The sequence below is a fragment of the Xanthomonas sp. NCPPB 2864 genome (assembly GCF_056675615.1).
Map to the genome: position 1 here is coordinate 458,447 of NZ_JBWWVS010000002.1, position 24,991 is coordinate 483,437.

The following is a 24,991-nucleotide window of genomic DNA, read 5'->3' on the forward strand; positions in this document are numbered from 1 at the left end:
CGACAGGGCGCAGTGCGCCCTGTTTCGTTTACGGCGGCCGGGTCTTGGGGACCGGCGTCGGTCAAACCGTTCCTTTTCAACCGGTTTCTTCAATGATCAACAGTCTGCTTACCCGTGTCTTTGGCAGTCGTAACGAACGCCAGCTGCGCCAGCTCAACCGCCTCGTCACCCAGATCAATGCGCTGGAGCCGACGATCGAGAAGCTCTCCGACGCCGAGCTGCAAGCCAAGACCCCGGAGTTCAAGCAGCGACTTGCCGCCGGCGAGTCCCTGGACAAGATTCTTCCCGAAGCCTTTGCGGTGTGCCGCGAGGCCAGCCGCCGCGTGCTCGGCATGCGCCATTACGACGTGCAGCTGATCGGCGGCATGGTGCTGCACCTGGGCAAGATCGCCGAGATGCGCACCGGTGAAGGCAAGACCCTGGTCGCCACGCTGCCGGTGTACCTCAACGCGCTGCAGGGCGAGGGCGTGCATGTGGTCACGGTCAACGACTACCTGGCGCGCCGCGACGCCGCGCAGATGGGCAAGCTGTACAACTGGCTGGGCCTGAGCGTGGGCGTGGTGTATCCGGGCATGCCGCATAGCGACAAGCGCGAGGCCTACGGCAGCGACATCACCTACGGCACCAACAACGAGTTCGGTTTCGACTACCTGCGCGACAACATGGCGCTGTCCAAGGCCGACCGTTACCAGCGCAACCTGCATTACGCGATCGTCGACGAAGTCGACTCGATCCTGATCGACGAGGCGCGTACCCCGCTGATCATCTCCGGCCCGGCCGACGAGTCGCCGGAGCTGTACATCCGCGTCAACCGCATCGTGCCGCAGCTGACCAGGCAGGAAAGCGAAGAGGGCGAGGGCGACTTCTGGATCGACGAGAAGGGCAAGCAGGTGCATCTGTCCGAGGCGGGCATGGGCCACGCCGAAGAATTGCTGATGCAGGCCGGCATCCTGGAAAATGCCGAGGACGGCCTGTACGCCGCGCAGAACCTGAGCGTGGTGCATCACCTCAATGCCGCGCTGCGCGCGCATGCGATCTATCAGCGCGACGTGGACTACATCGTGCGCGATGGCGAGGTGGTGATCGTCGACGAATTCACCGGCCGTACGCTGAGCGGGCGCCGCTGGTCCGACGGCCTGCATCAGGCGGTCGAGGCCAAGGAGGGCGTGCCGGTGCAGCGCGAGAACCAGACGCTGGCCAGCATTACCTTCCAGAACCTGTTCCGCATGTACAAGAAGCTGTCCGGCATGACCGGTACGGCCGACACCGAAGCCTACGAATTCCAGAGCATTTACGGCCTGGAAGTGGTGGTGATCCCGACCAACCGCCCGACCGTGCGCAAGGACCATCCGGACCAGGTGTTCCTCAACCGCAAGGGCAAGTTCAACGCGGTGCTGGCCGACATCGAGGACTGCGCCAAGCGCGGCCAGCCGGTGCTGGTGGGTACCACCTCGATCGAGACCTCGGAGATGCTGTCCGAGCACCTGCGCAAGGCCGGGGTCAAGCATGAAGTGCTCAACGCCAAGCAGCACGAGCGCGAAGCCACCATCGTGGCCAACGCCGGCCAGCCGGGCGCGGTGACCATCGCCACCAACATGGCCGGCCGCGGTACCGACATCGTGCTGGGCGGTTCGCTGGAAACCGAGCTGCATGCCATGGGCGACGACATCAGCGACGAGCAGCGCCTTGCGGCCAAGACCGAATGGCAGCGTCGTCACGATGCGGTCAAGGCGGCCGGCGGCCTGCACATCATCGGTACCGAGCGGCACGAGTCGCGCCGTATCGACAACCAGCTGCGCGGCCGTGCCGGTCGTCAGGGCGACCCGGGTTCGTCGCGATTCTATCTATCGCTGGAAGACAACCTGATGCGCATCTTCGCCTCGGACTGGGTCCAGAAGGCGATGCGCATGATGGGCATGAAGGAAGACGACGTCATCGAAGATCGCCTGGTCAGCCGGCAGATCGAAAAGGCGCAGCGCAAGGTGGAAGCGCACAACTTCGACATACGCAAGAACCTGCTGGACTTCGACGATGTCAACAATGACCAGCGCAAGGTGATCTACGCCCAGCGCGACGAATTGCTGGATGCCGAATCGGTCAAGGACAACGTCGACGGCATCCGTGGCGATGTGATCTACGACCTGGTCGCACGCTTCGTGCCGCCCAACTCCGTCGATGAGCAGTGGGACCTGAAGGGTCTGGAAGCCACGCTGGAATCGGAGCTGGGCATGCCGCTGGCGCTGAGCGAGATGGCACGCACGCAGGAAGAACTGGACGCCGAGCAGATTGCGGCCAAGGTGCAGGCAGCGGTGGATGCGCACTTTGCCGAGAAGGAAGCGGCGGTGGGCAACGACACCATGCGCGCATTGGAAAAGCACGTGATGCTGACCGTGCTCGACCAGGGCTGGAAGGAGCATCTGGCCAAGATGGATTACCTGCGCCAGGGCATCTATCTGCGCGGGTATGCGCAGAAGCAGCCCAAGCAGGAATACAAGAAGGAAGCCTTCGAGCTGTTCTCGGAGATGCTGGAGAACGTCAAGCGCGAAGTGATCAACCTGCTGGCGCGCGTGCGCATCCGCAGCGAAGAGGAAGTGGCCGAACTGGAAGAGCAGGAGCGTCTGCAGGCGCAGGCGCGCTTGATGGCCTCGCAGTTCCAGCATCAGGACGCCGGCGGCTATGGTGCCGACGAGGAAGTGGAACAGATGCAGGGCGGCAACGCCCCGGTGCCGGTGTCGCAGGTGACCCGCGACGAGCCCAAGGTGGGCCGTAACGATCCGTGCCCCTGCGGCAGCGGCAAGAAGTACAAGCACTGCCACGGTCAACTCAGCTGAGCTGAGTTGACCGTGCACCAGGCATCCGCTCCGCGGATGCCTGGTGCACGGTCCTTGCTTCCGATCCCCGCGCCTTTGGCGCGCCCCCTTACCAAGGGGGCTCTGCTTACGGATGGGATCCTGAGGGGGTCTTGAAGCAGGAAAGGGGATATCGCAGACCGGGTACGAGGCCACGCTCAGGTTTCGCCGCCTTTGGCCAATTCCCCGCGAAGGCATGGCTTGCATCGTTGCCAGGCAACGACGGGACACCAACCGCATAGACGCTGGAAGCGTCCGGCGAGCTGTCTTGCGGCGGGCCTCGGCACGGCAGGTCCGCCACACGCTGTCCATCTCTCGCGGCGCCAACGGCGCCTGCCGCATACAAGCGTCTCCGCCGGTGCCACTGCGGGGCGTATGCTCGATCCATATCCTGCGTGGAGTGCGGTCATGGCGTTGCTGTCCAGCCAGCAATTGAAGGTGTTCGTGCCTGCGCGCGACTACGCGCTGTCGCAGCGGTTCTATCGCGCGCTGGGCTTCGTGCAGGAGGACGAGGTAGGCAATGTGACCTGCTTCCGGCATGGCACGCATTGCGCGTTTCTGCTGCAGGATTTCTATCTGCGCGAACTGGCCGAGAACCTGATGCTGCACCTGTGGGTGGACGATGCCGACAGCTGGTGGCAGCACGTGCACGACACCGGCCTGGGCGCGCAGTTCGGGGTGAGCTGCAGCGCGCCGGAAGATCGGCCGTGGGGTGCACGCGATTTCACCTTGCACGATCCCAGCGGTGTGCTCTGGCGCATCGGGCATCCACTGTAGGCCGGGATTGGGGATTCGGGATTGGCAGAAGCACACGTGCCGCGCTTTGACCAATCTCGAATCCCCAATCCCCAATCCCCGCCGCCAAGCGATTGCACTGAACGGCTCACTCGCGGCACTCTTGTGCCATGCCTGATTCTCTAAGATCCATCCACGTCGTTGCCGGCGTGATCACCGACGCCCGCGGCCGCATCCTGCTGACCCGCCGTACCGAAACCCGCGACATGCCCGGCCTGTGGGAGTTTCCGGGCGGCAAGCGCGAACCTGGCGAGACCTCCGAACAGGCACTGGTGCGCGAACTCAACGAAGAGCTCGGTATCGAGGCGCAGGTCGGCGAGTGGCTGATGGACGTGCCGCAGTTGTACCCGGACAAGCGGCTGCGCCTGGAAGTGCGCCACATTACCGCATGGAAAGGCAGCCCGCGCGGCCGCGAAGGCCAGGCGATGACCTGGGTGGCCGCCGACAAGCTGACCCGCTATTCGATGCCGCCGGCCGATGTGCCGGTGGTCGGTGTGCTGCGCCAGCCCGACCGCTATCTGATCACGCCCGAGCCGGACGATGACGCGCTGTGGCTGGAAGGTCTGGAGCGTGCGCTGCAGGACGGCATCACGCGCATCCAGTTGCGTGCGCGGCAGGCCGAACCGGCGCGCTGGCAGGCCTTGCTGCAGCAGGTGATGCGCCTGCGCGGCCGTGCGCGCGCGCAACTGCTGCTCAACCGCGACATCGCACTGGCCAGCGAACTCGGCATCGGCGTGCACCTGGGTTCGGAGCAACTGGCCAGCCTGCAGCAGCGCCCGTTGCCGGCCGAGCAGCCGGTCGCCGCCTCGTGTCACGGGCTGGAAGACCTTCGCCACGCCCAGCGTCTTGGCTGCGATTTTGCGGTGCTGGGCCCGGTGCAGGCGACCGCGTCGCATCCGGGTGCGACACCCCTGGGATGGGAAGGATTCGAACGCTTGCGCGAGCAGGTCTCCTTGCCGATCTACGCACTCGGTGGCATGCAGGTCGACGACCTGCGCGAAGCCCGTTCGCATGGCGCGCAAGGCATCGCGGCAATTCGTGCGCTGTGGCCGCAGTGACCCTGCAGTCAGCGATCTTGGTGGTGTTCGGCGGATTGCCGGGCGTCGGCAAGAGTTCCATTGCCCAGGCGCTACTGACGCAATGCACTGCGTTTTATTTGCGTATCGATACGATTGAGCAGTCACTACGCGAAAGTGGTGTACTCGCCAACGACGTCGGAGCAGCCGGCTACATGACCGCCTACGCACTTGCCGAGGCCAATCTGCAGCAGGGTCACGTGGTGGTCGCCGATTGCGTGAACCCGTTGCCGGTCACCCGTGAAGCGTGGCGCGATGTAGCTCGTCGCACACGGAGCCGTTTGCTGGAGATCGAGGTAGTGTGCAGCGATCGCAACGTGCATCGGCAGCGCGTGGAATCGCGGCAAAGCGACGTGGTCGGATTGCGCGTGCCGGGGTGGGCCTCCGTGCTCGCGCATGATTATGTGGCCTGGACCGAGCCGCACTGGGTGATCGACAGCGCCGTGCTGAGCCCGCAGCAGGCGGTCACGCAGATCATGGGCCGGCTTGTCGTATAGCCTGCAAGCGTCACCTATGAGGCATGAGGTTCGGGGTCTCTGAGCCGATACGCTCACTGCCTCGCAGCCCACACCACCATCGTCACCATCACCGATTGCCGGGGCAATGCGCCGTCGCATGTACTTGGCCGCTGCAATCCGCTCACGCCGGGCGCTGCGCTAAAACGTCACCCAGAAGCAGTTGTACTGCCGGCGCAGCCGCAACACGCTGCTTGCCGGCGCACCGCTGGCGAGGTTCTGTTCCAGGCGCAGGCCCCAGGGGCGTGGGCGGCTTGGCGGTGCCGGGAGTGGGGCGTCGATGGCGCTGCCGTCCAGGGATGAAGCCGCTGCCGTGCCGGCATCGGCTTCCCAGGTCGGCGGATCGCGTTGCGGGTACATCGGCACGATGTCCAGCAATGGGCGTTGCACGATCGCCTCCAGCCGGCTCAGCACTTGGTTGGCAGCGGCGTCGGACTGGCCGCTCCACAGGTAGAGGCTGGAGAGCCGATTGACGTCGCGGCTGTCCACCGCCAGTTGCAGCAACGACACCAGTTCGCTCAGCCGGCGCGGGCAGCCGTAGCGATGCAGGCCGGTGTTGCCCTGCGTGCGCGCGGCCGGCGGCGGGCGCGCCGCGGCGCCGACATCTTCGCAGCGGCGGTCGGTGAACATGGTCTGCCCGTCCGCTGTCACGCAGCGACGGATCTCCTGCGCCTGCACGCGCGTGGCCGGGCACAGGCAGAACAACAGCAGCAACGGCAGCAGGAGGCGAGGCATCGGCGCAGCGTAACGGGGCCTGCGTGAGCCGGCGAGCAACGCGCCGGGACCGAAAGAGCTTGCACGGCGTTTGCGCATCACACGCGCGTTTGCCAGTGATGTGCCCGCACAGATACGCCTGCCGAGGGCATGGCTGCGAGCGGCTGGCTCAGCGCCCGAGCAGCTGCAGCACCTGCGTGGTCGGCTTGGCCAGGTTGAGCGTGTAGAAGTGCAGGGCAGGCGCGCCGCCGGCGATCAGGCGCTCGCACACGGTGGCCACCACTTCCGCACCGAAGGCGCGCACCGCATCGGCATCGTCGCCGTAGGACTGCATCTTCTTGCTGATCCAGCGCGGAATTTCCGCACCGCATTGCTCGGAAAAGCGCCGCAACTGCGAGAAATTGGAGATCGGCATGATGCCGGGGATGATCGGGATCTCCACGCCCATGCGCTGCACGGCGTCGCGGAAATGAAAGTACGCGTCGGCGTTGTAGAAATACTGGGTGATCGCGGCATCTGCGCCGGCATCCACCTTGGCCTTGAAGTAACGCAGATCGCTGAGCGCGTCGGTCGCCTGTGGATGGGTTTCCGGATACGCACCGACCTCGATCCGGAACGCATCGCCGTGCTCGGCGCGGATGAAGGCGATCAGGTCCGAGGCGTAACGCAGGTCGCCCGGATGGCCCATGCCCGAGGGCAGGTCGCCGCGCAGCGCGACGATGCGGGTACAGCCGATCGCGCGATACAGCTTGAGCAGCTCGCGGATCTCCTGGCGGCTGCCGCCGACGCAGGACAGATGCGGGGCGGCTTCGAAACCGTGCTTCTGCTTGAGGTGACGCACCGTCTCGGAGGTATAGCTGAGCGTGGAGCCGCCGGCACCGAAGGTGCACGACACGTATTCCGGCGCGTAGCCCTTCAGCCTGGCCGCCGTGCGGTCCAGCTGGGCGCGCTGGTCGTCGGTCTTCGGCGGGTAGAACTCGAAACTGAGATGCGTCATCGCGGCAGGTCCGGCGGATCGTGCCAGCATAATATCGCTTCATCGCGATGAATGCATATTTGGTTGCGGGTGTCGTGCATTCGGTTACCTGGGGTGCTGTCAGCGGAATGACAGCGCGCTCTGCGGGGCCCTGCAGGCGCTTGCCGCGCGGTGGCGAGCGAAGCCTTGCCTTGCAGCGGGCAGGCGAATCGCGTTTGTCGCCGCACTGGTTTCACGCGTGATGCCGGTCATCGCGTGGTTGCTTACCGTGACTTGGCGGAGACAGTGGTTGCGCTGCGCCTGCGTGCCATGTCGCGAGCGGGCTTGCGCCGGACGTTGACGCGGGCAGCTCTACACTGGGTGCACTTTCTACGGAGTGCTGCGCATGAGCGATACCACGATGACTGCAATCGCCATACGCGATGGCAAGGGCGATGCGGATGCACTGTACGCCAGCGAGCAGCCGCGCCCGCGTCCGGCGCCGGGGCAGGTGCTGATCCGCGTGCATGCGGCCGGGATCAATCGTCCCGATCTGCTGCAGCGTGCCGGCCACTATCCGCCGCCGCCCGGCGCGCCGCAGACGCTCGGGCTGGAAATCGCCGGCGAGATCGTGGAGCCGGCCGGTCGCTGGAAGGTCGGCGATCGGGTGTGTGCACTGCTGGGCGGTGGCGGATACGCACAGTACGCAGCGGTCGACGCGCGGCATGTGCTGCCGATTCCGCCTGGCATGGATCTGGCGCATGCCGCGGCGCTGCCGGAAACCATCTTTACCGCGTACACCAACCTGTTCGAGCATGGCCGGCTGGCGGCCGGGGAATGGCTGCTGCTGCATGGCGCCACGTCCGGGATCGGCGTGACTGCGATCCAGATGGCCAAGGCCGTCGGTGCGCATGTGCTGGCGACTGCGCGTTCGGCAGGTAAGGCGGCGCAGGCGCGCGAACTGGGTGCCGATGTGGCGATCGACTCCACCACCGAATCGTTTGTCGACGTGGCCAAGGCGCACGGCGGGGTGGATGTGTCGCTGGACATGGTGGGCGCTGCGGTATTCGCCGACACCCTGGAGGCGCTCAACCCGCGCGGGCGCATCGTCTATATCGCCTCGCAGGCCGGCTCGACCATCGAGGTGCCGATCCCGCTGCTGATGCGCAAGCAGGCCATGCTCACCGGCTCGACGCTGCGCCCGCGCAGTGCCGACGAAAAGGCGCGCCTGGCCGCGGAAGTGGAGCGCGTGGTGTGGCCGTGGATCGCGCAGGGCAAGCTGCGCGTGCTGCTCGACAAGCGCTTCCCGCTCGGCGAAGCCGCTGCAGCGCATCGCTATCTGGAGCAGGGCAGCCACCTGGGCAAGGTCGTGTTGGAGATGTGAGCGCATCGCAAGGCGCATGCAGGTAGCTTTTTCTGCAGCCGGCGTCGCAGGCCTGGCCATACATCGGCCGCAGGCCGGGCGCCCCACCGCAGCCGCCGAGTGCTCCAGCGCGACCAGGTGGAAGGCCACGAACGGCAAGGCGTGCCGTGCAGTTGCACCGATGCAGCATGGCGGCTCCTGCACGGCCACCGGGCGGCGCAGGTATAGCAAAACAAGCAGGAGCGATGTCTCGCAGCGAACCGCAGCCTGACCTTACACTGCGCCGTTGCGTGCGCTGGTGCAGCGCGCCGCTGCCGCAGTGTCCGTGCATGCGCCTGAAACGGGCGATCGCGCGGGTCCCGCCACGTCACTATCAGCCCGAAGGTTTCGATGAAGCATCCAGACGCATTGCGCATTGCCCTTGTCGGCATCGGCAAGATCGCCCGCGACCAGCACGTGCCCACCATCGCCGCGCGTGCCGATGTGCAGCTGGTGGCCACGGTGAGCCGGCATGGCACGGTCGATGGAGTGCCGGCCTATCACAGCCTGGAAGAGGCCTTCGCGGCGCATCCGCAGATTGAAGCGGTGGCGCTGTGCACGCCACCGGTCGGCCGCCACGCGCAGGCACAGGCCGCGCTGGCCGCCGGGCGCCATGTGTTCCTGGAAAAACCACCGGCCGCCACCCTGGCCGAGATCGACGATCTGCGCGCGTTGGCGCAGCGTGCGCAACGCAGCCTGTTCACCAGCTGGCATTCGCGCTGCGCTGCTGCCGTGGAGCCTGCGCGGGCGTGGCTGGCCGACAAGCAGATCCTGCGCGCGCACATCACCTGGAAGGAAGACATTCGCCATTGGCACCCGGGCCAGGACTGGATCCTGGAGCCGGGCGGCATGGGCGTGTTCGACCCCGGCATCAATGCGCTGTCCATCGTCACGCATCTGTTGCCGCGCCCCTTCGCGCTGCGCGAAGCGGAGTTGCACACGCCCGAAAATCGCCAGGCACCGCTGTACGCCAGGCTTGGTTTTGTCGATACCGCAGGGGTGCCGGTAACGGCGGAACTGGATTTTCTGCAGACCGGCCATCAGCGCTGGGATATCGAAGTGGACACCACCGACGGCCTGCTCATGCTCAGCGAGGGCGGTGCCAGGCTCAGTATCGATGGCCAGCCGCAGCCAGTGGAAGCCGCCGGCGAATACGACGGCTTGTACCGGCGTTTCGTGCAATTGGTGCGCGCCGGCGAATCGGAGGTGGATGTCACCCCGTTCGTGCACGTGGCCGATGCGTTCATGCTCGGCGCGCGCAAGGTCACCGCGCCGTTCGCCTGGTAGCCGGTCGCACCATCCAACGTGTTGCAGCATCCAGAACACCGGCGATAAGCCGGTGTTTTTTGTGTCAAAGGCTGGGTGTCTTTAAGACGTGCTTCAACCACGCAGCGGACGCCTCGTGCTGGCCAGACAGCTCAGCGGCGCCACATGCGTGCACCGCGCGCCGGCAGCGTGAAGGTGTAGGAGCCGCTGGAAATGCGCACCACGCTGCCCGAGCCCAGTGCATCCACATAATCCGCATTCCAGTACAGCACGCTGCCATTCATCGCCACGGTGGTGGTGACCGGATTGCCGCACTTGTTGATGCCGACGATGCCCAGGCTGCCGCGCCGGAACAGCACATGGCAGGAGCTGGACGACAGCACCTGCATGTCGCTGCCTTGCACGCCGTTGTGGAAGCCGATCATGCGGCGCAGGTCGTCGCGCAGATAGGCGTTGACCCAGCGGTTGTCGCCGCTTTCGTTGTTGTCGGTGTAGACCATCGGCATGCCGCCGTTGCGGCCGATCAGATACGCGTATGCCAGCGTCTCGTCGACGGGGTCGAGGATGGCGTAGCGGAAGCCGGCATTGTTGGGGATGTCGTGGGTGACGGCGAAGGTCACCGCGCGATTGCCCGGCAACGCCTGTCCGGTGGACGCGGGATCCACCAGCTGCTGCAGGCTGGCGCCAATGGCGAATGCATTGCGCACCGCGTTGAACAACGGGAAATCGTAGGCCGCATGCGGCGTGGACTGCAGGTACGGCGCCAGGAACTGGTCGTAATCGCCATTGCCGCTGCCGCCGCCGGTGATCACTTCGCCGAACACATACACGCCGGAGCGAATGCCCGCATCGAAGACCCGATTGAGATGGTCGAAGCTCATATGCTTGGCCGCATCGACACGGAAGCCGGTCACACCCAGGCCCTTCAGCGCTTGCAGATAGGCGCGCTGCTGCTGCACCACCCAATCGTTGCCGACCAGGTCGGGCAGGCCCGGATCGCTGCCGCCGCCGCAGATGCGATAGGTGCGCACCTGGTAGGCGTCGTTGTAGTTGGTGATGCACTGGGCCGGACCGAAATCGCTGGCGCTCAGGAAATTCGATTGCAAGGTGCCGAACAAACGCAAGGTATCGTAACGACCTGGATTTGCAGCGTATTGTGCGAGCACGGCGCTGCCGGGGTAGTTGAGATCCGAGCGTGTCGCGGCCTCGTTGGCCATGTGGTTGAGCACCACGTCGGCATAGGTTTCCACGCCGTTATTGGCCAGCGCCTGCACCATGCGCGAGAACGCGGCGGTGTCGCCCAGCGGGCCATCGATCACGCGCAGATCCTGCGGCTGGTAGCGTGCCCACCACGCGCTGCCTTGCGAGCGATAGGCGGGAGCGACCAACACCTTGCGATAGCCGGCATCGGCAATCTGCTTGGCGCGTGCTTCCACGGTGGCATACGGCCAATTGAAGGCATGCAGGATCACATCGGCCTGCACATTGGCGGTGGTCAGCAGCAGCACCAGCGCGGCGAGCAGCAGCCGCGAGCTGCGTTGAAGCCGTGAGGGTGGGGGTGGAGTGTGCGTATCGCGCATCGGATGGATCTCCAGTCGGTAAGCGCGAGCACACGCATGCTGTGCGATGCCCGCATCAAGGCCTCCGGCCCCTGTTCCGGAAAGCGCGCGCACGGCGTGCAGCGCGCGGTGATGCTAAGCGTGCATCGCGGCGCAACATCGCTGTTGTGCATACGTATTCAATGCGAGTACCCGCGAAAACCCCGATGCAGGTCGCGCTTTGCGCGGTGCGGGTGGATCGCGGTACCGCGGTACGGCGCGGTGCTGCAGCCGGGGCGGGCTTGGGCAGTCAGGCTGGGTGGCGCGGGGCGCGGTAAACTGGGCGCACATTCACCGGTTCCCCTCCCATGCGCAATCCGCTGCAAGAACAACTGCTCAAGGCCGGCCTGGTCAAGAAGGCCCAGGTGGACAAGGTCGCGCGCGAGCAGAACAAGCAGCGTCATGCCAAGGGCGCGGCCGTGGCACCGGCCGAGGTCGACAAGGTGGACGCGGCGCGGCTACAGGCCGAGCGCGCCGAGCGCGATCGCGCGCTGGCCGAAGAACGCAAGCTGCAGCTGCGGCGGCAGGAAGTGCTGGCCCAGGTCCGGCAGATCGTCGAGACCAACAAGGTCAAGCGCGATGGCGAGATCGACTACCGCTTCAACGACGGCCGCGTCATCCGCAGCGTGCTGGTCAATCCCACGCTGCGCAGCCAGCTGGCCAGCGGAGCGCTGGTGATCGTGCGGCATGGCGATGGCTTCGAGCTGATTCCGCGCGCCGCCGCCGACAAGGTCTACAGCCGCGATGCGGACACTGTGGTGCTGGATCATGGCCGTAGCAGCACGCCTCCGGCGCCGGACAGCGACGACGACTATTACAGCCAGTTCAAGGTGCCGGACGATCTGATCTGGTAAGTGGTCGCATGGCAGGGCTGCAGGCTACCCTGGCGTTCTTTGCCACCCACCACCGTCATGTCCATCGTTCTCACACCGTTTGCCCGCACCCGTCTGTTTCCCCGCGATGGTCGTCGCAACGCCATCCAGGACTGCACGCCCGAGCAGTTCATCCAGCGGCTCAATGAAGAGGCGCCGGTGCGCGTGATCGAAGGCTATGCGCCGTTCTGCCAGCTGCATGTGCACCGCAACTGGACCTCGACGCGCTGCCTCACTGCACCGATCACCGACGACAACCGCCACCAGCTGCGCTCCGGCTACGAGGCACGCAGCACGCAGGAGTTACCGGTGCTGGTGCGCTGGTTCGAAGGTGTGGAGCCACCGGTGGCGACGTATCTGCTGCCGATCCTCTATAGCCGCGATCAGCTGGCCAAGGAGGGCGCGCCGATCGACGCCGACTGGGGCGTGGTCGGTTGCCTCTACACCACCGAGCCGGAAGAAATTCCAATGGCGCCCATCACCATGCTGCGCAATGCACTGGGCGTGGACGAGGGCGGCTCGGGTGTGGCACTGGATCGCGATGCGTACCGGCGCAGCGTTGCGTTCTGGGAACGCAATGCGAACTGGCGGCCGTAGCGGGCCGATAGCCGCGGCATGTCGTGCAATTCTTCCGCGCGGCAGGGAAAGCGGCGCTGCTCTTGAACTCAGGCGTGGCGGTGCGGTGCCGCTCGCCACCGCGAGCGCTTGTTTTCGTCGAGCACAAACGTAGCTGCAGGTGCGACTGCAGAGCCGAGCTGCGTCTGCAGTTTTCGGACTTGCCGCAGCGCGACATTCTCAAGCGCGGCATTGCGTGGATCGCACCGGATCAGCTGCCGGCACCCCTGGCGCAGATGCGTGCTAGCCGACGCCGAGCACGGGCATGTCCGGGGCGACCCATACGACGGTAGTGATCGTGCCTTGCACCAGTCCCTGATCTCTGAGCTGCGCGAAGACGGCCGCAGGCGGCCAGCCCGCAGGTGCGTCGGCGAAGGGAATCTGCAGTGATTGCAGCAGGCTGAGGATTTCGGCAAGTTCTTCAGAGCCCTTGAAGCTCAGACTGATGCGGTCTTGCATCGAACTGCCGCGCATCAGCAATCGCTGGCGCAGGGCACTGTCGCAGATCACATGGACATGTTGATCCAGGACAGCGGAAACATGGTTCATGCGTTGCAGCCGCTGCTCAGATCTCGCTGAGGATATGGCTGCGGCGCTGTTGGTACTCCGCATCGGTGATCAATTGCTGCGACCTCAGCGTGTCCAGCTCCAGCAGTCTGGCGTGAGCGCTCTTCGGCACTGCTGACCCCGTCGTTGCCACAGTCGATTTGCGCGACGCGCGCTTTGCGACCCAGACGATCAGGCTGATCACGGCAGCAATGCTGCAGAAGAAGAAAAGAACGATGATCCAGTGCCAGATGCTGAAGCCGCCCATGTTGGTTCCTTTTGACGATGGGTGTTACGTAGTGGTTGACCGGTCTTGCTGCCACGCAGGTAAGTCGCAAGCCTTGCGCGAGTATCGCACACGGCAACAGCTGGCACGCCGACGGCAAGGCTACCCGGCGTGCTGGATTCCATGGTGTCTTGCTCGAGGCGTTGCATCCATGCGATGCATGTCGATGCCGCAGGCACGAACGCAGATTGGTCGCCATGTGGGTCCGCTTGCACGCGGGGCCATCCAGCATCCTGCAAAGAAACGGGCGCCTTGCGGCGCCCGTTCTGTTCAAGCGGTGACATGCGGGCAATCAACCGCCCGGTTGATCAGTAGCGGTAATGATCCGGCTTGTACGGGCCGGCCACGTCCACGCCGAGGTAGTCGGCCTGGTCCTTGGTCAGGGTGGTCAGCTTGACGCCGATCTTTTCCAGGTGCAGACGTGCCACTTCTTCGTCCAGGTGCTTGGGCAGGATGTAGACCTTCTTCTCGTAGCTGTCGCGCTTTTCCCACAGGTCGATCTGCGCCAGGGTCTGGTTGGCGAACGAGTTGGACATCACGAAGCTCGGGTGGCCGGTGGCGCAGCCCAGGTTGACCAGGCGGCCATCGGCCAGCAGGAAGATCGCATTGCCGTTGCCGAACACGTACTTGTCGACCTGCGGCTTGATGTTGATCTTTTCCACGCCCTTGAGTGCGTTCAGCGCATCGACCTGGATCTCGTTGTCGAAGTGGCCGATGTTGCAGACGATGGCCTGGTCCTTCATCGCCTGCAGGTGCTCGACGGTGATGATGTCTTTGTTGCCGGTGGTGGTGACGTAGATGTCGCCGCGGCCCAGGGTGGATTCGATGGTGTTGACCTCGAAGCCTTCCATCGACGCCTGCAGGGCGCAGATCGGGTCGATCTCGGTGACGATCACGCGGGCACCGTAGGCACGCAGCGAGGCGGCACTGCCCTTGCCGACGTCGCCATAGCCGCAGACCACCGCGACCTTGCCGGCCAGCATCACGTCCATCGCGCGCTTGAGGCCATCGGCCAGCGACTCGCGGCAGCCGTACAGGTTGTCAAACTTGCTCTTGGTGACCGAGTCGTTGACGTTGATGGCCGGGATCAGCAGCTTGCCGGCTTCGGCGATCTGGTACAGGCGGTGCACGCCGGTGGTGGTCTCTTCGGAGACGCCCTTCCAGTCCTTGACCACACGGGTCCAGTAACCCGGACGCTCGACGGCCACGCGCTTGAGCAGCGCCTTGATCACGCCTTCCTCGTGCGAGGACGCCGGCTCGTCGACCCAGGTGCTGCCATTTTCGAGCTCATAGCCCTTGTGGATCAGCAGGGTGACGTCGCCGCCGTCGTCCACCACCAGTTCCGGGCCGGTCTGGGTGCCGTCGGGCAGGGTGAAGGTCAGCGCGTCCAGGGTGCAATCCCAATACTCTTCCAACGTCTCGCCCTTCCAGGCGAACACCGGCGTGCCGGAGGCGGCGATCGCGGCGGCCGCGTGGTCCTGGGTGGAGAAGATGTTGCACGAGGCCCAGCGCACGTTGGCGCCGATGTCCTTGAGCGTTTCGATCAGCACTGCGGTCTGGATGGTCATGTGCAGCGAGCCGGTGATGCGTACATCCTTCAGCGGCTTGGTCTGCGCATGCTTGCGGCGGATCGACATCAGGCCCGGCATCTCGTGCTCGGCGATGTCCAGCTCCTTGCGGCCCCAATCGGCCAGGGAGAGGTCGGCGATCTTGTAATCGGTATGTGGGGCGATTTTCGTGACAGCGTTCATGCAATAGCTCCGGTAAGCAGACCAATGTCTGCAATGCGGGGCGCCGTTGAACGATGAATGCTTGTCGAGCCTGGCCGTATTTCCTGCACTTTTCGTGCAGTTGGCGGATCAGTCCGCCATACCGGTCGCAGCGCCCCTCGACGAGAGCGTTGATTATATCGGCAGCACCCCCCTCCGGCATGAATTGGCCGGCTTGAATCGGCACGCGCCCCAACCAACGGCAGGGGAGCGGGGGGCGTGTGGCTGCTATGGTCCGGAGTCGATCGACACTGGGGATGGACAATGCAGGCGACACCCGATGCACGGCACGGCAAGCGGCAACAGCGATGGGCCCTGGCAGGCGTACTGGCGCTGAGCGCACCACTGGCTGCGGCCGCAGCCGTCGCGCCGGCTGGCCCGCCTGCCGCTGCGGCAAGCACTGGCTACCAACTGCCCTCCAAGGCGCTGCAGGCAGTGGTGGATGCCCCTCGCGCGCCGCTGCTGCACCTGTCGCCCAAACGCGACCTGGGCGCGATGGTGCAGTTGCCGGCGTTGCCGGACATCGCCGAGGTGGCCCAGCCCGAACTCAAGCTGGCCGGCCTGCGCATCCATCCCAAAACCTTTGCCAGCAGCCGGTTCTCCTTTGCCGACAAGCTATGGCTGCTGTCGGTGGCCGACGGCAGCGAGCGGCAGATCGCCGGGCTGCCGTCACCGTTGTCGCTGGCCACGTTGAGCTGGTCGCCCGATCAGCGCTACCTGGCGTTCCGCCGCGAGGACGCGGCCAGCGGCGCCAACGAGCTGTGGCTGGTGGACGTGGCGGCCGGGCAGGCGCGGCGTCTGGTGGCCGGTTTGAACACCAGCGTCAACGACGATCTGCGCTGGTTGCCCGATGGCAGCGGCCTGCTGCTGCAGCAGCAAGTGGCCGGGCAGGGCGCGCCGCCCACCCGCGATGCGGTGCCCGACGGCCCGGCGATCCAGCAGACCAGTGCCGCTGCCGGCGTGCGCTCGCTGCCGACCTATCAGGACCTGTTGCGCAACGAGGCCGATGCGCGCGTGTTCGAGTATTACGCCACCGGCCAGCCGGTCATCGTCAGCGTGAGCGGGCAGGTGCGCCCGATCGCCACGCCCGGCATCTATCTCAATCTCTCGGTGTCGCCGGATGGCCGTTACATCCTGAGCGAACGCAGCGAACGGCCGTTCTCGTATCTGGTGCCAGTGGACAACTTCGCACGCCGTATCGAGGTGCTGGACCTGCAGGGCAAGCTGGTGCGCCAGATCGCCCGGCTGCCATTGGTGGAAGGCCTGCCGACCGGCAACGATGCCGTGCCCACCGGCGTGCGCGACATCGCCTGGCGCGTCGATGCGCCGGCCACGCTGGTCTGGGCCGAGGCGCAGGACGGCGGCGACCCGGCACGCGAGAGCAAGGTCCGTGATGCGGTGATGATGCAGGCTGCGCCATTTACGCGTGCGCCGGTCACGCTGGCGCAACTGGGCAGCCGCTTCGAAGGCATCCAGTGGGGCCGCGGCGATCTGGCCATCCTCAGCGAAAGCTGGTGGAAGACCCGCCGTACCAAGCAGTGGCGTATCGCACCGGACCAGCCGCAGCGCGCGCCCGAATTGCTGTGGGACCGCTCCTCGCAGGACCGCTACAACGATCCCGGCACGCCGGCGACCGTGGCCGACGGCAAGGGCCGCACGCTGCTGCAGACCGGTGCCGATGGCAACAGCCTGTTCCTGCTCGGCAAGGGCGCCTCGCCGGAAGGCGACCGCCCGTTCGTGGATCGCTTCGATCTGCAGAGCAGACGCGCCACGCGCCTGTTCCATTCGCAGGCGCCGACCTATTCCGCACCGCTGGCATTGCTGGATGCGCAAGTCACGCAGTTGCTGCTCAGCCGCGAGTCGCCTGAGGAGCCGGCCAACTATGTGGTGCAGGCATTGGGCGATGCAGCGCCTGCGCCGCGGGCGTTGACGCATTTCGCCCATCCGCTGCCGCAGTTGCGTGGCGTGCAGAAGGAGCAGATCCGCTACAAGCGCGCCGATGGCGTGGACCTCACTGCCACGCTGCTGCTGCCGCCCGGTTACGACCCCAAGCGCGACGGCCCGCGGCCGCTGCTGATGTGGGCCTATCCGGGCGAGTTCAAGAGTGCCGACACCGCCAGCCAGGTCACCGACTCGCCCTATCGCTTCAACGCGATCAGCTACTGGGGGCCGCAGGCGTTTCTGGCGATCGGCTATGTGGTGCTCAACAACCCCACCATGCCGATCGTCGGCGAAGGCGATGCCGAACCCAACGACACCTACGTGCCGCAGCTGGTCGCCGATGCGCAGGCCGCGGTGGACGAAGTGGTGCGGCGCGGGGTCACCGACCGCGAGCACATCGCCATCGGCGGGCACTCCTACGGCGCCTTCATGACCGCCAACCTGCTCGCGCACACGCGGCTGTTCAAGGCCGGCATCGCGCGCAGCGGGGCCTACAACCGCACCCTCACCCCGTTCGGCTTCCAGGCCGAGGAGCGCAACTACTGGCAGGCGCAATCGGTGTATCAGGCGATGTCGCCATTCAACTACGCCGACAAGATCAAGGATCCGCTGCTGTTGATCCACGGCCAGGACGACAACAACACCGGCACCTTCCCGATCCAGAGCGAACGCATGTTCGCCGCGATCAAGGGCCTGGGTGGGAACGCGCGGCTGGTGCTGCTGCCCAACGAATCGCATGCGTACCGCGCGCGGCAGTCGATCCTGCAGATGCTGGCCGAGAGCGAGCAGTGGTTGAAGACCAATCTCGGCGAGCCGGTGAAGGAGACCGGCGCTACGCGCACGCGGTGATCGGTGGTGCGTTTGGACCGGTAGGAGCGCGCTTGCGCGCGATGCGGCTTTATCGATAACGCCTCGTCGCGCCCGGGTGCGCTCCTACCGGTGATCGCGGCAATCGCGTGGACGGCGCAGCGAATCTACCCGGGACGCGAGGCGGACGCATTCACCGGTAGGAGCGCACCCGGGCGCGACGCAGCATGACCAGGACAGCCACCTCGCGTAGCAGCGGACCTGCCCGCGATGGGGCATCACCGGGAAAGCCCCATCGCGCGCCAGCGCGCTCCTACGGGGTCATGGGCAGGCACGATGGTTGGTGTTGAAACCGTCGTGCCGGTCGCGATCATCTAATCCTTTTGGGTTAGTCTTCGACGACTTTGCGCTTGAGAGGGTGTGCGTTTCCGATGAACGAGTACCGCAGCAGTCTTGTGTTCGCTACCCCCGATCTTGCCTTGCGCGACGATGTGCGTCGGCTCGGTGCACTGGTCGGTGACCTGCTAGCCGAGCAGGTCTCTGCGGAATTTCTCGAGGAGATCGAACGCGTCCGCACCACGGCGATTGCGCGCCGCGAGAGCGATGCGCCGCCGTCGACGCTGAGCGAGCAGCTGGCCGGGCGCGAGCCGCGCGAGGCCGAGTCGCTGGTGCGCGCCTTCAGCACCTATTTCCAGGTGGTCAACATCGCCGAGCGCGTGCACCGCATCCGCCGCCGCCGCGAATACCAGCGCAGCGGCACCGACACGCCGCAGCCGGACGGGTTGCACGATGCCTTGCGCCGGCTCAAGGCGCAGGGGGTGACGCTGGACGAACTCAGCGAGTGGTTGCCGCGGATTGACGTGGAGCCGGTGTTCACCGCGCATCCCACCGAGGCGGTGCGCCGCGCGCTGCTGGAAAAAGAGCAGCTGATGGTCGCCAGCCTGGTCGACAACCTGGACGGCATGCGCACGCCCAACGAGCGCGCCACCGACGCGGCGCGCTTCCGCATGGCCTTGACCGCGTCCTGGCAGACCGCCGACTCCTCGCCGGTGCGCCCCACCGTGGAGGACGAGCGCGAGCATGTGGGCTTCTATCTCACCCAGGTGCTGTATCGCGTGGTCCCGGTGATGTACGAAACCCTCGAACACGCCATCGAAGAAACCTACGGCAGCGTGCCGACCCTGCCGCGGCTGCTGCGCTTTGGCACCTGGGTCGGCGGCGACATGGATGGCAACCCCAACGTGGATGCCGTCACCATCGCCGGCACGCTGGATGCGCAACGGCGTGCGGTGCTGGACCGGTATCAGAAGGAACTCTGGCAACTGGCCAGCCTGCTCAGCCAGTCGACCACGCTGGTGGCGGTGAGCCCGGCGTTGAGCGAGCAACTGCAGCGCTACCGCGCGTTGTTGCCGGAGGACGCCGCACGCTCGCGTCCGCGCCACGGCGACATGCCGTACCGGCTGCTCAACGATCTGATGCGCGCGCGTCTGCAGGCCACGCTGGACGATGCCGAGGGTGCCTACACCAGCCCGTCCGAGCTGGAACACGACCTGCAATTGATCCTGGACAGCCTGCAGGCCAACAAGGGCCTGCACGCCGGCTGGTTCGCGGTGCGCCGCCTGTTGTGGCGCGTGCGCACCTTCGGCTTCCACCTGGCGCGGCTGGATGTGCGCCAGGAATCGAGCGTGCATGCACGTGCGGTGGCCGATGCACTCGGCCAGGCGGATTGGGACGAACAGGATGCCAGGCAGCGCGCTGCATTGCTCGGTCCGTATGCAGCCGGTGAGCAGGCGTTGCCGCTCGTGGATGACGAAGGCAATGCGCGGCTGGATGCGGTGTTTGCCGCGCTTGCCGATGCGCGCAGCCGCCACGGCGCCGATGCGCTGGGCAGCTACATCATCTCGATGGCGCACAACCGCGCCGACGTGCTCACCGTACTGGCGCTGGCGCGGCGCGGCGGCCTGGTCGACGACGCCGGCGCAGTACCGCTGGATATCGTGCCGCTGTTCGAAACCGTGGACGATCTGCGCGGCGGCACCGGCACCGTGCAGGATCTGCTGGCCGACCCGGTCTACCGCCAGCATCTGGCCGCGCGCGGCGATACGCAGATGGTGATGCTCGGGTATTCGGACAGCGGCAAGGACGGCGGCATCACCGCCTCGCGCTGGGGGCTGCAGCGCGCGCAGGTGGAACTGCTCGAAGCCGCCGCCGAGCTGGGCGTGCGGCTGACCTTCTTCCACGGCCGTGGCGGCTCGATCGCACGTGGCGGCGGCAAGACCAGCCGCGCGCTGGATGCCGCACCGCGCGGCAGTGTCGATGGCCGGCTGCGCGTGACCGAGCAGGGCGAGGTGATCCACCGCAAGTACGGCATCCGTGCACTGGCGCTGCGCTCGCTGGAACAGATGACCGGCGCGGTGCTGCTGTCCAGCCTGCGCCCGCGTGCGCCCGAGCCGCGCGAGGATCGCTGGCGGCCAGTGATGGACCTGGTCGCCGAACGCAGCACCGTGGCGTATCGCGCCTTCGTCGGCGCGCCGGATTTCATGCAGTACTTCCGCCGCGCCACGCCGATCGATGTGATCGAACGCATGACGCTGGGCTCGCGCCCGTCGCGCCGGCTCGGCCAGGACGCGGCCTTGTCCAACCTGCGCGCGATTCCGTGGGTGTTTGCCTGGAGCCAGGCGCGTGCGGTGATCCCGGGCTGGTACGGCGTGGGCAGCGGCCTGCAGGCGGCGGTGGATGCCGGGCATGAGGACACCTTGCGCGAGATGGCGCAGGACTGGCCGTTCTTCCGCACCTTTCTCGACGACGTGGCGATGGTGCTGTCCAAGGGCGATCTCACTATCGCCGAGCTGTTCTCGCGGCTGTCGGGCGACCTGCACCAGCGGTTCTTCCCGGGCATCGGCGCCGAGCTGGCGCTGACCAAGGGCTGGGTGAAGGCATTGACCGGCCAGCAGTCGCTGCTGCAGCACGACCCGCGGCTGGCCTTGTCGATCCGTCTGCGCAACCCCTACATCGACCCGATCAGCGTGCTGCAGGTGGACCTGCTGCAACGCTGGCGTGCCACCGATGGCGAGGACGACGAACTGCTGCGCGCGCTGGTCGCCTGCGTCAACGGCGTCTCGCAAGGCGTGCAGAACACCGGCTGATCCGGTTCGCTGATTGGACCGTCGGATTCGATGGTCCAATCCGATCCGACCGTTGGTCGGAGAGGGCGCGAAATCGACAAGCGGACTCTGGCGTAACCGGACAAATCTGTCCGATAATGCCGCGATGACGACTTCCCGCCCTGATGCCGCGCTGCGCCGCCGGCAGATACTCGATGCCGCCGACGAAGTGTTCAGCGAACACGGCGTCAATGCCCCGCTGGAACTGGTGGTCGAGCGTGCCGGCCTTGGCCGCGCCACGTTGTACCGCAATTTCCCCGACCGGCTCGCGCTGATGACCGCGCTGATGACCCGCGGCCTGGATGGCCTGGAGCGGCTGGCCGCCGATCTGGCCGAGCGCCCGGACGGACTGGCCGTGCTGCTGCACGACGTGGCCGAGCACATCGCCCAGTCCGCGCCGCTGGTGGATTTCTGGCGGTCCATCGAACGCGCGCACCCGGCGGTGGAAACCGCCGACCGGCGCGTGGTGAGCATCTTCCTGCCATTCGTGCACCGTGCCCGCGACGCGGGCCTGTGCCGTGCCGATGTCGACGACGAACAGCTGCTGCTGGTGATCGACATGCTGGGCAGCTGCCTGCGCGGCAATGACGAGTCCGAACGCAAACGCCTCGCCCATCGTTCGGCCGATCTGTTGATGCACGCATTGGGCATGCAGGTGCCGGAAGGCGGCACCCGATGAAACCGGCCACGCGTTCGCGCATCGGGCGCTGGGCGTTGCGGGTGGCGCTGGTGCTGGCCGCGCTCTGGGGCGGGCTGGCGATCTATTTCGCACTGACCGGCAATGCGTTCGTGCGTGCGGCGTGGGTGGGCTCGTGGTGCGCGATGGCAATCGCGGCGTTGTGGGGCCTGCGCCGTGGCCGCGAGAACTGGGCCTTGGTGGGCATCTTCAGTGCGGCGTTTGCGGTGCTGGCGGTGTCGTGGTGGATGATGCAGCCCAGCCAGGACCGCGACTGGGCCGACGATGTCGCCCAGCGCCTGCAGCCCGAGGTGCACGGCAACATCGTCACGCTGCACAACGTGCGCAATTTCGACTGGCATAGCGAAACCGACTACCAGCCGCGCTGGGAAACCCGCCAGTACGATCTGGACCGTCTGGTCAGCGCCGATCTGGCGCTGTCGTACTGGATGGGCCCGGCCATCGCGCACACCCTGGTGTCGTTCGGTTTCGACGACGGCTCGCACGTGGTGTTCTCGCTGGAAATCCGCAAGGAGCGCGACGAGTCGTTCTCGGCATTGGGCGGGTTTTTCCGCAGTTTCGAAGAGACCCTGGTAGCCGCCGACGAGCGCGACATCCTGCGCGTGCGCACCAATGTCCGCGGCGAGGACATGTATCTGTATCGGCTGGCGATTCCCAAGGCCGGGCTGCGCCGCATGTTCATGGGCTACGTGGGCCTGGCCAACGACTTGAATCGCGCGCCGGCGTTCTACAACACGCTCACCAGCAACTGCACCACGATCGTGTTTGCGTTGGCGCGGCAATTACAGCCCACATTGCCGCTGGATCATCGCCTGCTGCTGTCCGGCTACGCCGACGAATACGCCTACGATCACGATGGGCTGATGCCTGGCTACGACTTCGCGACACTGAAGCAGCGTGGGCATTTCACCGCACGCGCGATCGCCGCAGACAAGGCGGCCGATTTTTCCGAGCGCATCCGCGCCGGCATGCCGCAGGCACCGGCGCCTGGGGCCACCGCGAGCGCACCCCGGTGACGCCGCGCCTGCGTGGATGTCGTACCGCCGCGGTGCTGGCGGGCATGCTGGCGAGCCTGTGGCTGAGCGGCTGCGCCATGGTCACGGTGCAATCGCACAGCAGCGGCGACTTCATCGCGCGCACGCGTGGCGATGTACTCAGCACTGGCGCGTTGAGCCAGGCCAGCGGCGAGACGGTGCAGGTGGCCGGTCTGCAACCCAAGGCCTGCCGCAGCGACCCGATGCCCTGCCTGCAGCAACTCGCCACCGTCGCAGGCATCGGCGATGAGCGCCGGCTGGCAACGCAGGCCGAGCTATGGACCGCGCATGCGATTGCGCTGGGCGGGCGCGACCCGACAACCATGAGCGATGCCGCAGTCGACGCCTGGTTGGAGGCCGCGCGGCATGCGTACGCGTATCTGTTTTTCACCGATCGGGCGCCCAGCGCGCGTGCGTTCGAAAATCGCCAGACGCAGGTGCGCGACTACTACAACTACGCCGTGCAGCAGGTGATCGAACGCCTGTTCGCACGCGCGCAGCAGACCGGCCAGAGCGAGCGCGAACCGACCAGCATAGGCCGCTGGCAGGTCGGTATCGACATGTCTGCATATCGGTTGCCGGGCGGCGGCAACACGCCGCGCGCGATCTTCGCCGCCTCGGCATTGCGCTTCGATGGGCTGCGCAGCACGTATCGACGCGACGGCTTCGGCGCCGAACTGGTGGCCGAGGTGGACCCGCAGGTGGTCGGCGACCCTGCCGGACTGGCCTTGCAACAATCTGCTGCCGCTGTCGCGACACCTGAGCGTCCGCTGCCTACCTTCAGCGAGATGCCGTATGCACCGGCAACGCTGCTGCTGCGCTTCGAGGGCGATACGCTGGATGCGGTGCTGCGCGGTCGTGCCGTCACCGTGGTGCCTTACGACCCGTATCGCCAGAACGAAGTGGTACTGCATGGCCAGCGCGTGCCGCTGGCGGCCAACTTCACCGCCGCGTATGGCCTGTGGCTGGCCAGGTCCGGTTTTGCCGCGCAGTCCCTGCGCTCGATGCTGGGCAGCGCGCGCGGCATCGACCGCCCGCATCTGTATCTGATGCAGCCCTACGACCCGAACCGACGCGTGCTGCTGATGCTGCATGGCCTTGCCAGCAGCCCGGAAGCCTGGGTCAATGTCGCCAACGAAGTGATGGGCGATGAAGCGCTGCGCCAGCGCTACCAGATCTGGCAGGTGTACTACCCCACCAACGCGCCGGTGGCGGTCAACCGCGCCGAAATCCAGGCGCTGGTGGAGCGCAGCCTGCAGCACTTCGATCCGTCCGGCACGGCGATCGCATCGCACGACATGGTGTTGATCGGCCACAGCATGGGCGGGGTGATCGGGCGCCTGCTGGTGTCTTCGTCGGGCGAGCGCCTGTGGAATTCGCTGCTGGAAGACTACCGGCTGGACGGCGAGCGCGGCGCACGCATCCGCGCGAAGTTGTCGCCGCTGCTGCATTTTTCGCCAATGCCGCAGGTCGACCGCGCCATCTTCATCGCCGCGCCGCATCGCGGCACGCCCTTGGCCGAAGGTGGTCTCGGGCGCTTCGTCGGCCGCCTGGTGCGTTTGCCGATCGCCTTGCTGGATCGCTTCGGCGATGTGTTTCAGGACCTGGCCAGCAGCGAGCGTGGCGGCCAGGGCGACGACCCGCGACGCAAGCGGCGCCTGCTGCCGCCGACCAGCATCGACAACCTGCGCGATACCGACCCGTTCGTGCGCGCCAGCATGGACCTGCCGATCTCCCCGCAGGTGCATTACCACACCATCGTCGGACGCGAAAAACCGCAGGTGCCGCTGGCCGATTCCGACGATGGCCTGGTGCCGTATCGCAGCGCGCATCTGGACGGTGCCGAGTCGGAGCTGGTGGTGACCTCCTGGCATAGCGTGCAGGAAACCCCGCAGGCAATTCTGGAGATTCGCCGCATCCTGCACGAGCAGCTGCAATCGGAAGCGGCAGACACAAACCAGGCGCAGGCCGCGCGCCCGGCTGCGACGCCTGCGACGTTCTGAGTGCGCTGCACCCTCGCTGGAAGGTGTGGCTACTAGTCACGCACCGCGGGGTGTGGAGTTTGTCCGCTGCCAATGCGCACCATTGTC

19 protein-coding genes and 1 riboswitch are annotated in these 24,991 nt (G+C 66.3%); of the genes, 13 read left to right on the top strand and 6 right to left on the bottom strand.

The window, feature by feature from the left end; translation table 11 throughout:
* Positions 1–92: 92 nt before the first annotated feature.
* The 4 genes from secA to AC1KVE_RS06920 all read left to right on the top strand — a co-directional run bounded on the left by secA (position 93) and on the right by AC1KVE_RS06920 (position 5,217).
* A complete protein-coding gene (gene secA, locus AC1KVE_RS06905) occupies positions 93–2,831 on the top strand; it encodes a preprotein translocase subunit SecA (protein ID WP_024938330.1) in 2,739 nt (912 codons plus the stop codon).
* Positions 2,832–3,257: 426 nt separating this feature from the next.
* Positions 3,258–3,626 (top strand): VOC family protein, encoded by a 369-nt coding sequence (locus AC1KVE_RS06910; RefSeq protein ID WP_054591399.1) that lies wholly within the window; start codon positions 3,258–3,260, stop codon positions 3,624–3,626.
* Between the two features lie 128 nt (positions 3,627–3,754).
* Complete coding sequence (locus tag AC1KVE_RS06915) at positions 3,755–4,702, top strand: Nudix family hydrolase (protein WP_054591398.1); 948 nt, start codon at positions 3,755–3,757, stop codon at positions 4,700–4,702.
* Between the two features lie 2 nt (positions 4,703–4,704).
* Complete coding sequence (locus tag AC1KVE_RS06920) at positions 4,705–5,217, top strand: P-loop nucleotide/nucleoside kinase family protein (protein ID WP_104569437.1); 513 nt, start codon at positions 4,705–4,707, stop codon at positions 5,215–5,217.
* 159 nt (positions 5,218–5,376) lie between these two features.
* Here AC1KVE_RS06920 and AC1KVE_RS06925 read toward each other — a convergent pair whose 3' ends face one another.
* Together AC1KVE_RS06925 and metF are read right to left on the bottom strand one after the other, a co-directional pair.
* Positions 5,377–6,048 carry a hypothetical protein gene (locus tag AC1KVE_RS06925; RefSeq protein ID WP_104569056.1) on the bottom strand — a complete coding sequence of 224 codons (672 nt, stop codon included), beginning with the start codon at positions 6,046–6,048 and terminating at the stop codon, positions 5,377–5,379.
* A 70-nt stretch (positions 6,049–6,118) separates the two neighbouring features.
* Complete coding sequence (gene metF, locus AC1KVE_RS06930; RefSeq protein WP_024938327.1) at positions 6,119–6,946, bottom strand: methylenetetrahydrofolate reductase [NAD(P)H]; 828 nt, start codon at positions 6,944–6,946, stop codon at positions 6,119–6,121.
* 364 nt (positions 6,947–7,310) lie between these two features.
* On the opposite strand from metF, the gene AC1KVE_RS06935 reads away from it, so the two are divergent.
* Entirely contained in the window at positions 7,311–8,288 is a 978-nt protein-coding gene (locus AC1KVE_RS06935; RefSeq protein ID WP_481092167.1) for an NAD(P)H-quinone oxidoreductase, read from the top strand.
* Positions 8,289–8,657: 369 nt separating this feature from the next.
* A complete protein-coding gene (locus tag AC1KVE_RS06940) occupies positions 8,658–9,593 on the top strand; it encodes a Gfo/Idh/MocA family protein (RefSeq protein WP_039523575.1) in 936 nt (311 codons plus the stop codon).
* A 131-nt stretch (positions 9,594–9,724) separates the two neighbouring features.
* Here AC1KVE_RS06940 and AC1KVE_RS06945 read toward each other — a convergent pair whose 3' ends face one another.
* The gene (locus AC1KVE_RS06945) at positions 9,725–11,095 is read right to left on the bottom strand and encodes an alpha-amylase family protein (protein WP_024938324.1); all 1,371 of its coding nucleotides are present in this window, start codon (positions 11,093–11,095) and stop codon (positions 9,725–9,727) included.
* A gap of 383 nt (positions 11,096–11,478) precedes the next feature.
* On the opposite strand from AC1KVE_RS06945, the gene AC1KVE_RS06950 reads away from it, so the two are divergent.
* Entirely contained in the window at positions 11,479–12,024 is a 546-nt protein-coding gene (locus tag AC1KVE_RS06950; RefSeq protein WP_104553614.1) for a DUF2058 domain-containing protein, read from the top strand.
* Positions 12,025–12,081: 57 nt separating this feature from the next.
* Positions 12,082–12,639: a DUF3228 family protein gene (locus tag AC1KVE_RS06955; protein WP_024938322.1), complete on the top strand. Its 558-nt coding sequence runs from the start codon at positions 12,082–12,084 to the stop codon at positions 12,637–12,639.
* A gap of 261 nt (positions 12,640–12,900) precedes the next feature.
* Here AC1KVE_RS06955 and AC1KVE_RS06960 read toward each other — a convergent pair whose 3' ends face one another.
* From AC1KVE_RS06960 to ahcY, 3 genes are all read right to left on the bottom strand, one after another.
* On the bottom strand, positions 12,901–13,206 hold the full coding sequence (locus AC1KVE_RS06960; RefSeq protein ID WP_228911030.1) for a hypothetical protein: 306 nt from the start codon (positions 13,204–13,206) through the stop codon (positions 12,901–12,903).
* 16 nt (positions 13,207–13,222) lie between these two features.
* On the bottom strand, positions 13,223–13,471 hold the full coding sequence (locus tag AC1KVE_RS06965; RefSeq protein ID WP_024938320.1) for an SHOCT domain-containing protein: 249 nt from the start codon (positions 13,469–13,471) through the stop codon (positions 13,223–13,225).
* Between the two features lie 326 nt (positions 13,472–13,797).
* On the bottom strand, positions 13,798–15,240 hold the full coding sequence (gene ahcY / locus AC1KVE_RS06970; RefSeq protein ID WP_016902210.1) for an adenosylhomocysteinase: 1,443 nt from the start codon (positions 15,238–15,240) through the stop codon (positions 13,798–13,800).
* A 31-nt stretch (positions 15,241–15,271) separates the two neighbouring features.
* A riboswitch (S-adenosyl-L-homocysteine riboswitch) is annotated at positions 15,272–15,385 on the bottom strand.
* A 188-nt stretch (positions 15,386–15,573) separates the two neighbouring features.
* Here ahcY and AC1KVE_RS06975 point away from each other — a divergent pair.
* The 5 genes from AC1KVE_RS06975 (at position 15,574) to AC1KVE_RS06995 (ending at position 24,904) form a co-directional block, all read left to right on the top strand.
* Complete coding sequence (locus tag AC1KVE_RS06975; RefSeq protein WP_425525136.1) at positions 15,574–18,048, top strand: S9 family peptidase; 2,475 nt, start codon at positions 15,574–15,576, stop codon at positions 18,046–18,048.
* A gap of 389 nt (positions 18,049–18,437) precedes the next feature.
* A complete protein-coding gene (gene ppc / locus AC1KVE_RS06980) occupies positions 18,438–21,152 on the top strand; it encodes a phosphoenolpyruvate carboxylase (protein WP_481092166.1) in 2,715 nt (904 codons plus the stop codon).
* Between the two features lie 124 nt (positions 21,153–21,276).
* Entirely contained in the window at positions 21,277–21,849 is a 573-nt protein-coding gene (locus AC1KVE_RS06985) for a TetR/AcrR family transcriptional regulator (protein WP_016902213.1), read from the top strand.
* A complete protein-coding gene (locus AC1KVE_RS06990; protein WP_016902214.1) occupies positions 21,846–22,883 on the top strand; it encodes a DUF4105 domain-containing protein in 1,038 nt (345 codons plus the stop codon). The genes AC1KVE_RS06985 and AC1KVE_RS06990 overlap by 4 nt, the downstream gene beginning before the upstream one ends.
* Positions 22,884–22,927: 44 nt before the next feature.
* On the top strand, positions 22,928–24,904 hold the full coding sequence (locus tag AC1KVE_RS06995; protein ID WP_481092213.1) for an esterase/lipase family protein: 1,977 nt from the start codon (positions 22,928–22,930) through the stop codon (positions 24,902–24,904).
* The last annotated feature ends 87 nt before the right edge of the window (positions 24,905–24,991 follow it).

Excerpts from the sequence above, each read along its gene's own strand:
- AC1KVE_RS06965 (WP_024938320.1), bottom strand. The coding sequence starts at position 13,471 with ATGGGCGGCTTCAGCATCTGGCACTGGATCATCGTTCTTTTCTTCTTC.
- metF (WP_024938327.1), bottom strand. The coding sequence starts at position 6,946 with ATGACGCATCTCAGTTTCGAGTTCTACCCGCCGAAGACCGACGACCAG.
- secA (WP_024938330.1), top strand. The coding sequence starts at position 93 with ATGATCAACAGTCTGCTTACCCGTGTCTTTGGCAGTCGTAACGAACGC.
- AC1KVE_RS06940 (WP_039523575.1), top strand. The coding sequence starts at position 8,658 with ATGAAGCATCCAGACGCATTGCGCATTGCCCTTGTCGGCATCGGCAAG.
- AC1KVE_RS06985 (WP_016902213.1), top strand. The coding sequence starts at position 21,277 with ATGACGACTTCCCGCCCTGATGCCGCGCTGCGCCGCCGGCAGATACTC.
- AC1KVE_RS06950 (WP_104553614.1), top strand. The coding sequence starts at position 11,479 with ATGCGCAATCCGCTGCAAGAACAACTGCTCAAGGCCGGCCTGGTCAAG.
- AC1KVE_RS06925 (WP_104569056.1), bottom strand. The coding sequence starts at position 6,048 with ATGCGCAAACGCCGTGCAAGCTCTTTCGGTCCCGGCGCGTTGCTCGCC.
- AC1KVE_RS06960 (WP_228911030.1), bottom strand. The coding sequence starts at position 13,206 with ATGAACCATGTTTCCGCTGTCCTGGATCAACATGTCCATGTGATCTGC.
- AC1KVE_RS06910 (WP_054591399.1), top strand. The coding sequence starts at position 3,258 with ATGGCGTTGCTGTCCAGCCAGCAATTGAAGGTGTTCGTGCCTGCGCGC.
- AC1KVE_RS06955 (WP_024938322.1), top strand. The coding sequence starts at position 12,082 with ATGTCCATCGTTCTCACACCGTTTGCCCGCACCCGTCTGTTTCCCCGC.
- AC1KVE_RS06990 (WP_016902214.1), top strand. The coding sequence starts at position 21,846 with ATGAAACCGGCCACGCGTTCGCGCATCGGGCGCTGGGCGTTGCGGGTG.
- ahcY (WP_016902210.1), bottom strand. The coding sequence starts at position 15,240 with ATGAACGCTGTCACGAAAATCGCCCCACATACCGATTACAAGATCGCC.
- AC1KVE_RS06915 (WP_054591398.1), top strand. The coding sequence starts at position 3,755 with ATGCCTGATTCTCTAAGATCCATCCACGTCGTTGCCGGCGTGATCACC.
- AC1KVE_RS06935 (WP_481092167.1), top strand. The coding sequence starts at position 7,311 with ATGAGCGATACCACGATGACTGCAATCGCCATACGCGATGGCAAGGGC.
- AC1KVE_RS06995 (WP_481092213.1), top strand. The coding sequence starts at position 22,928 with ATGCTGGCGAGCCTGTGGCTGAGCGGCTGCGCCATGGTCACGGTGCAA.
- ppc (WP_481092166.1), top strand. The coding sequence starts at position 18,438 with ATGAACGAGTACCGCAGCAGTCTTGTGTTCGCTACCCCCGATCTTGCC.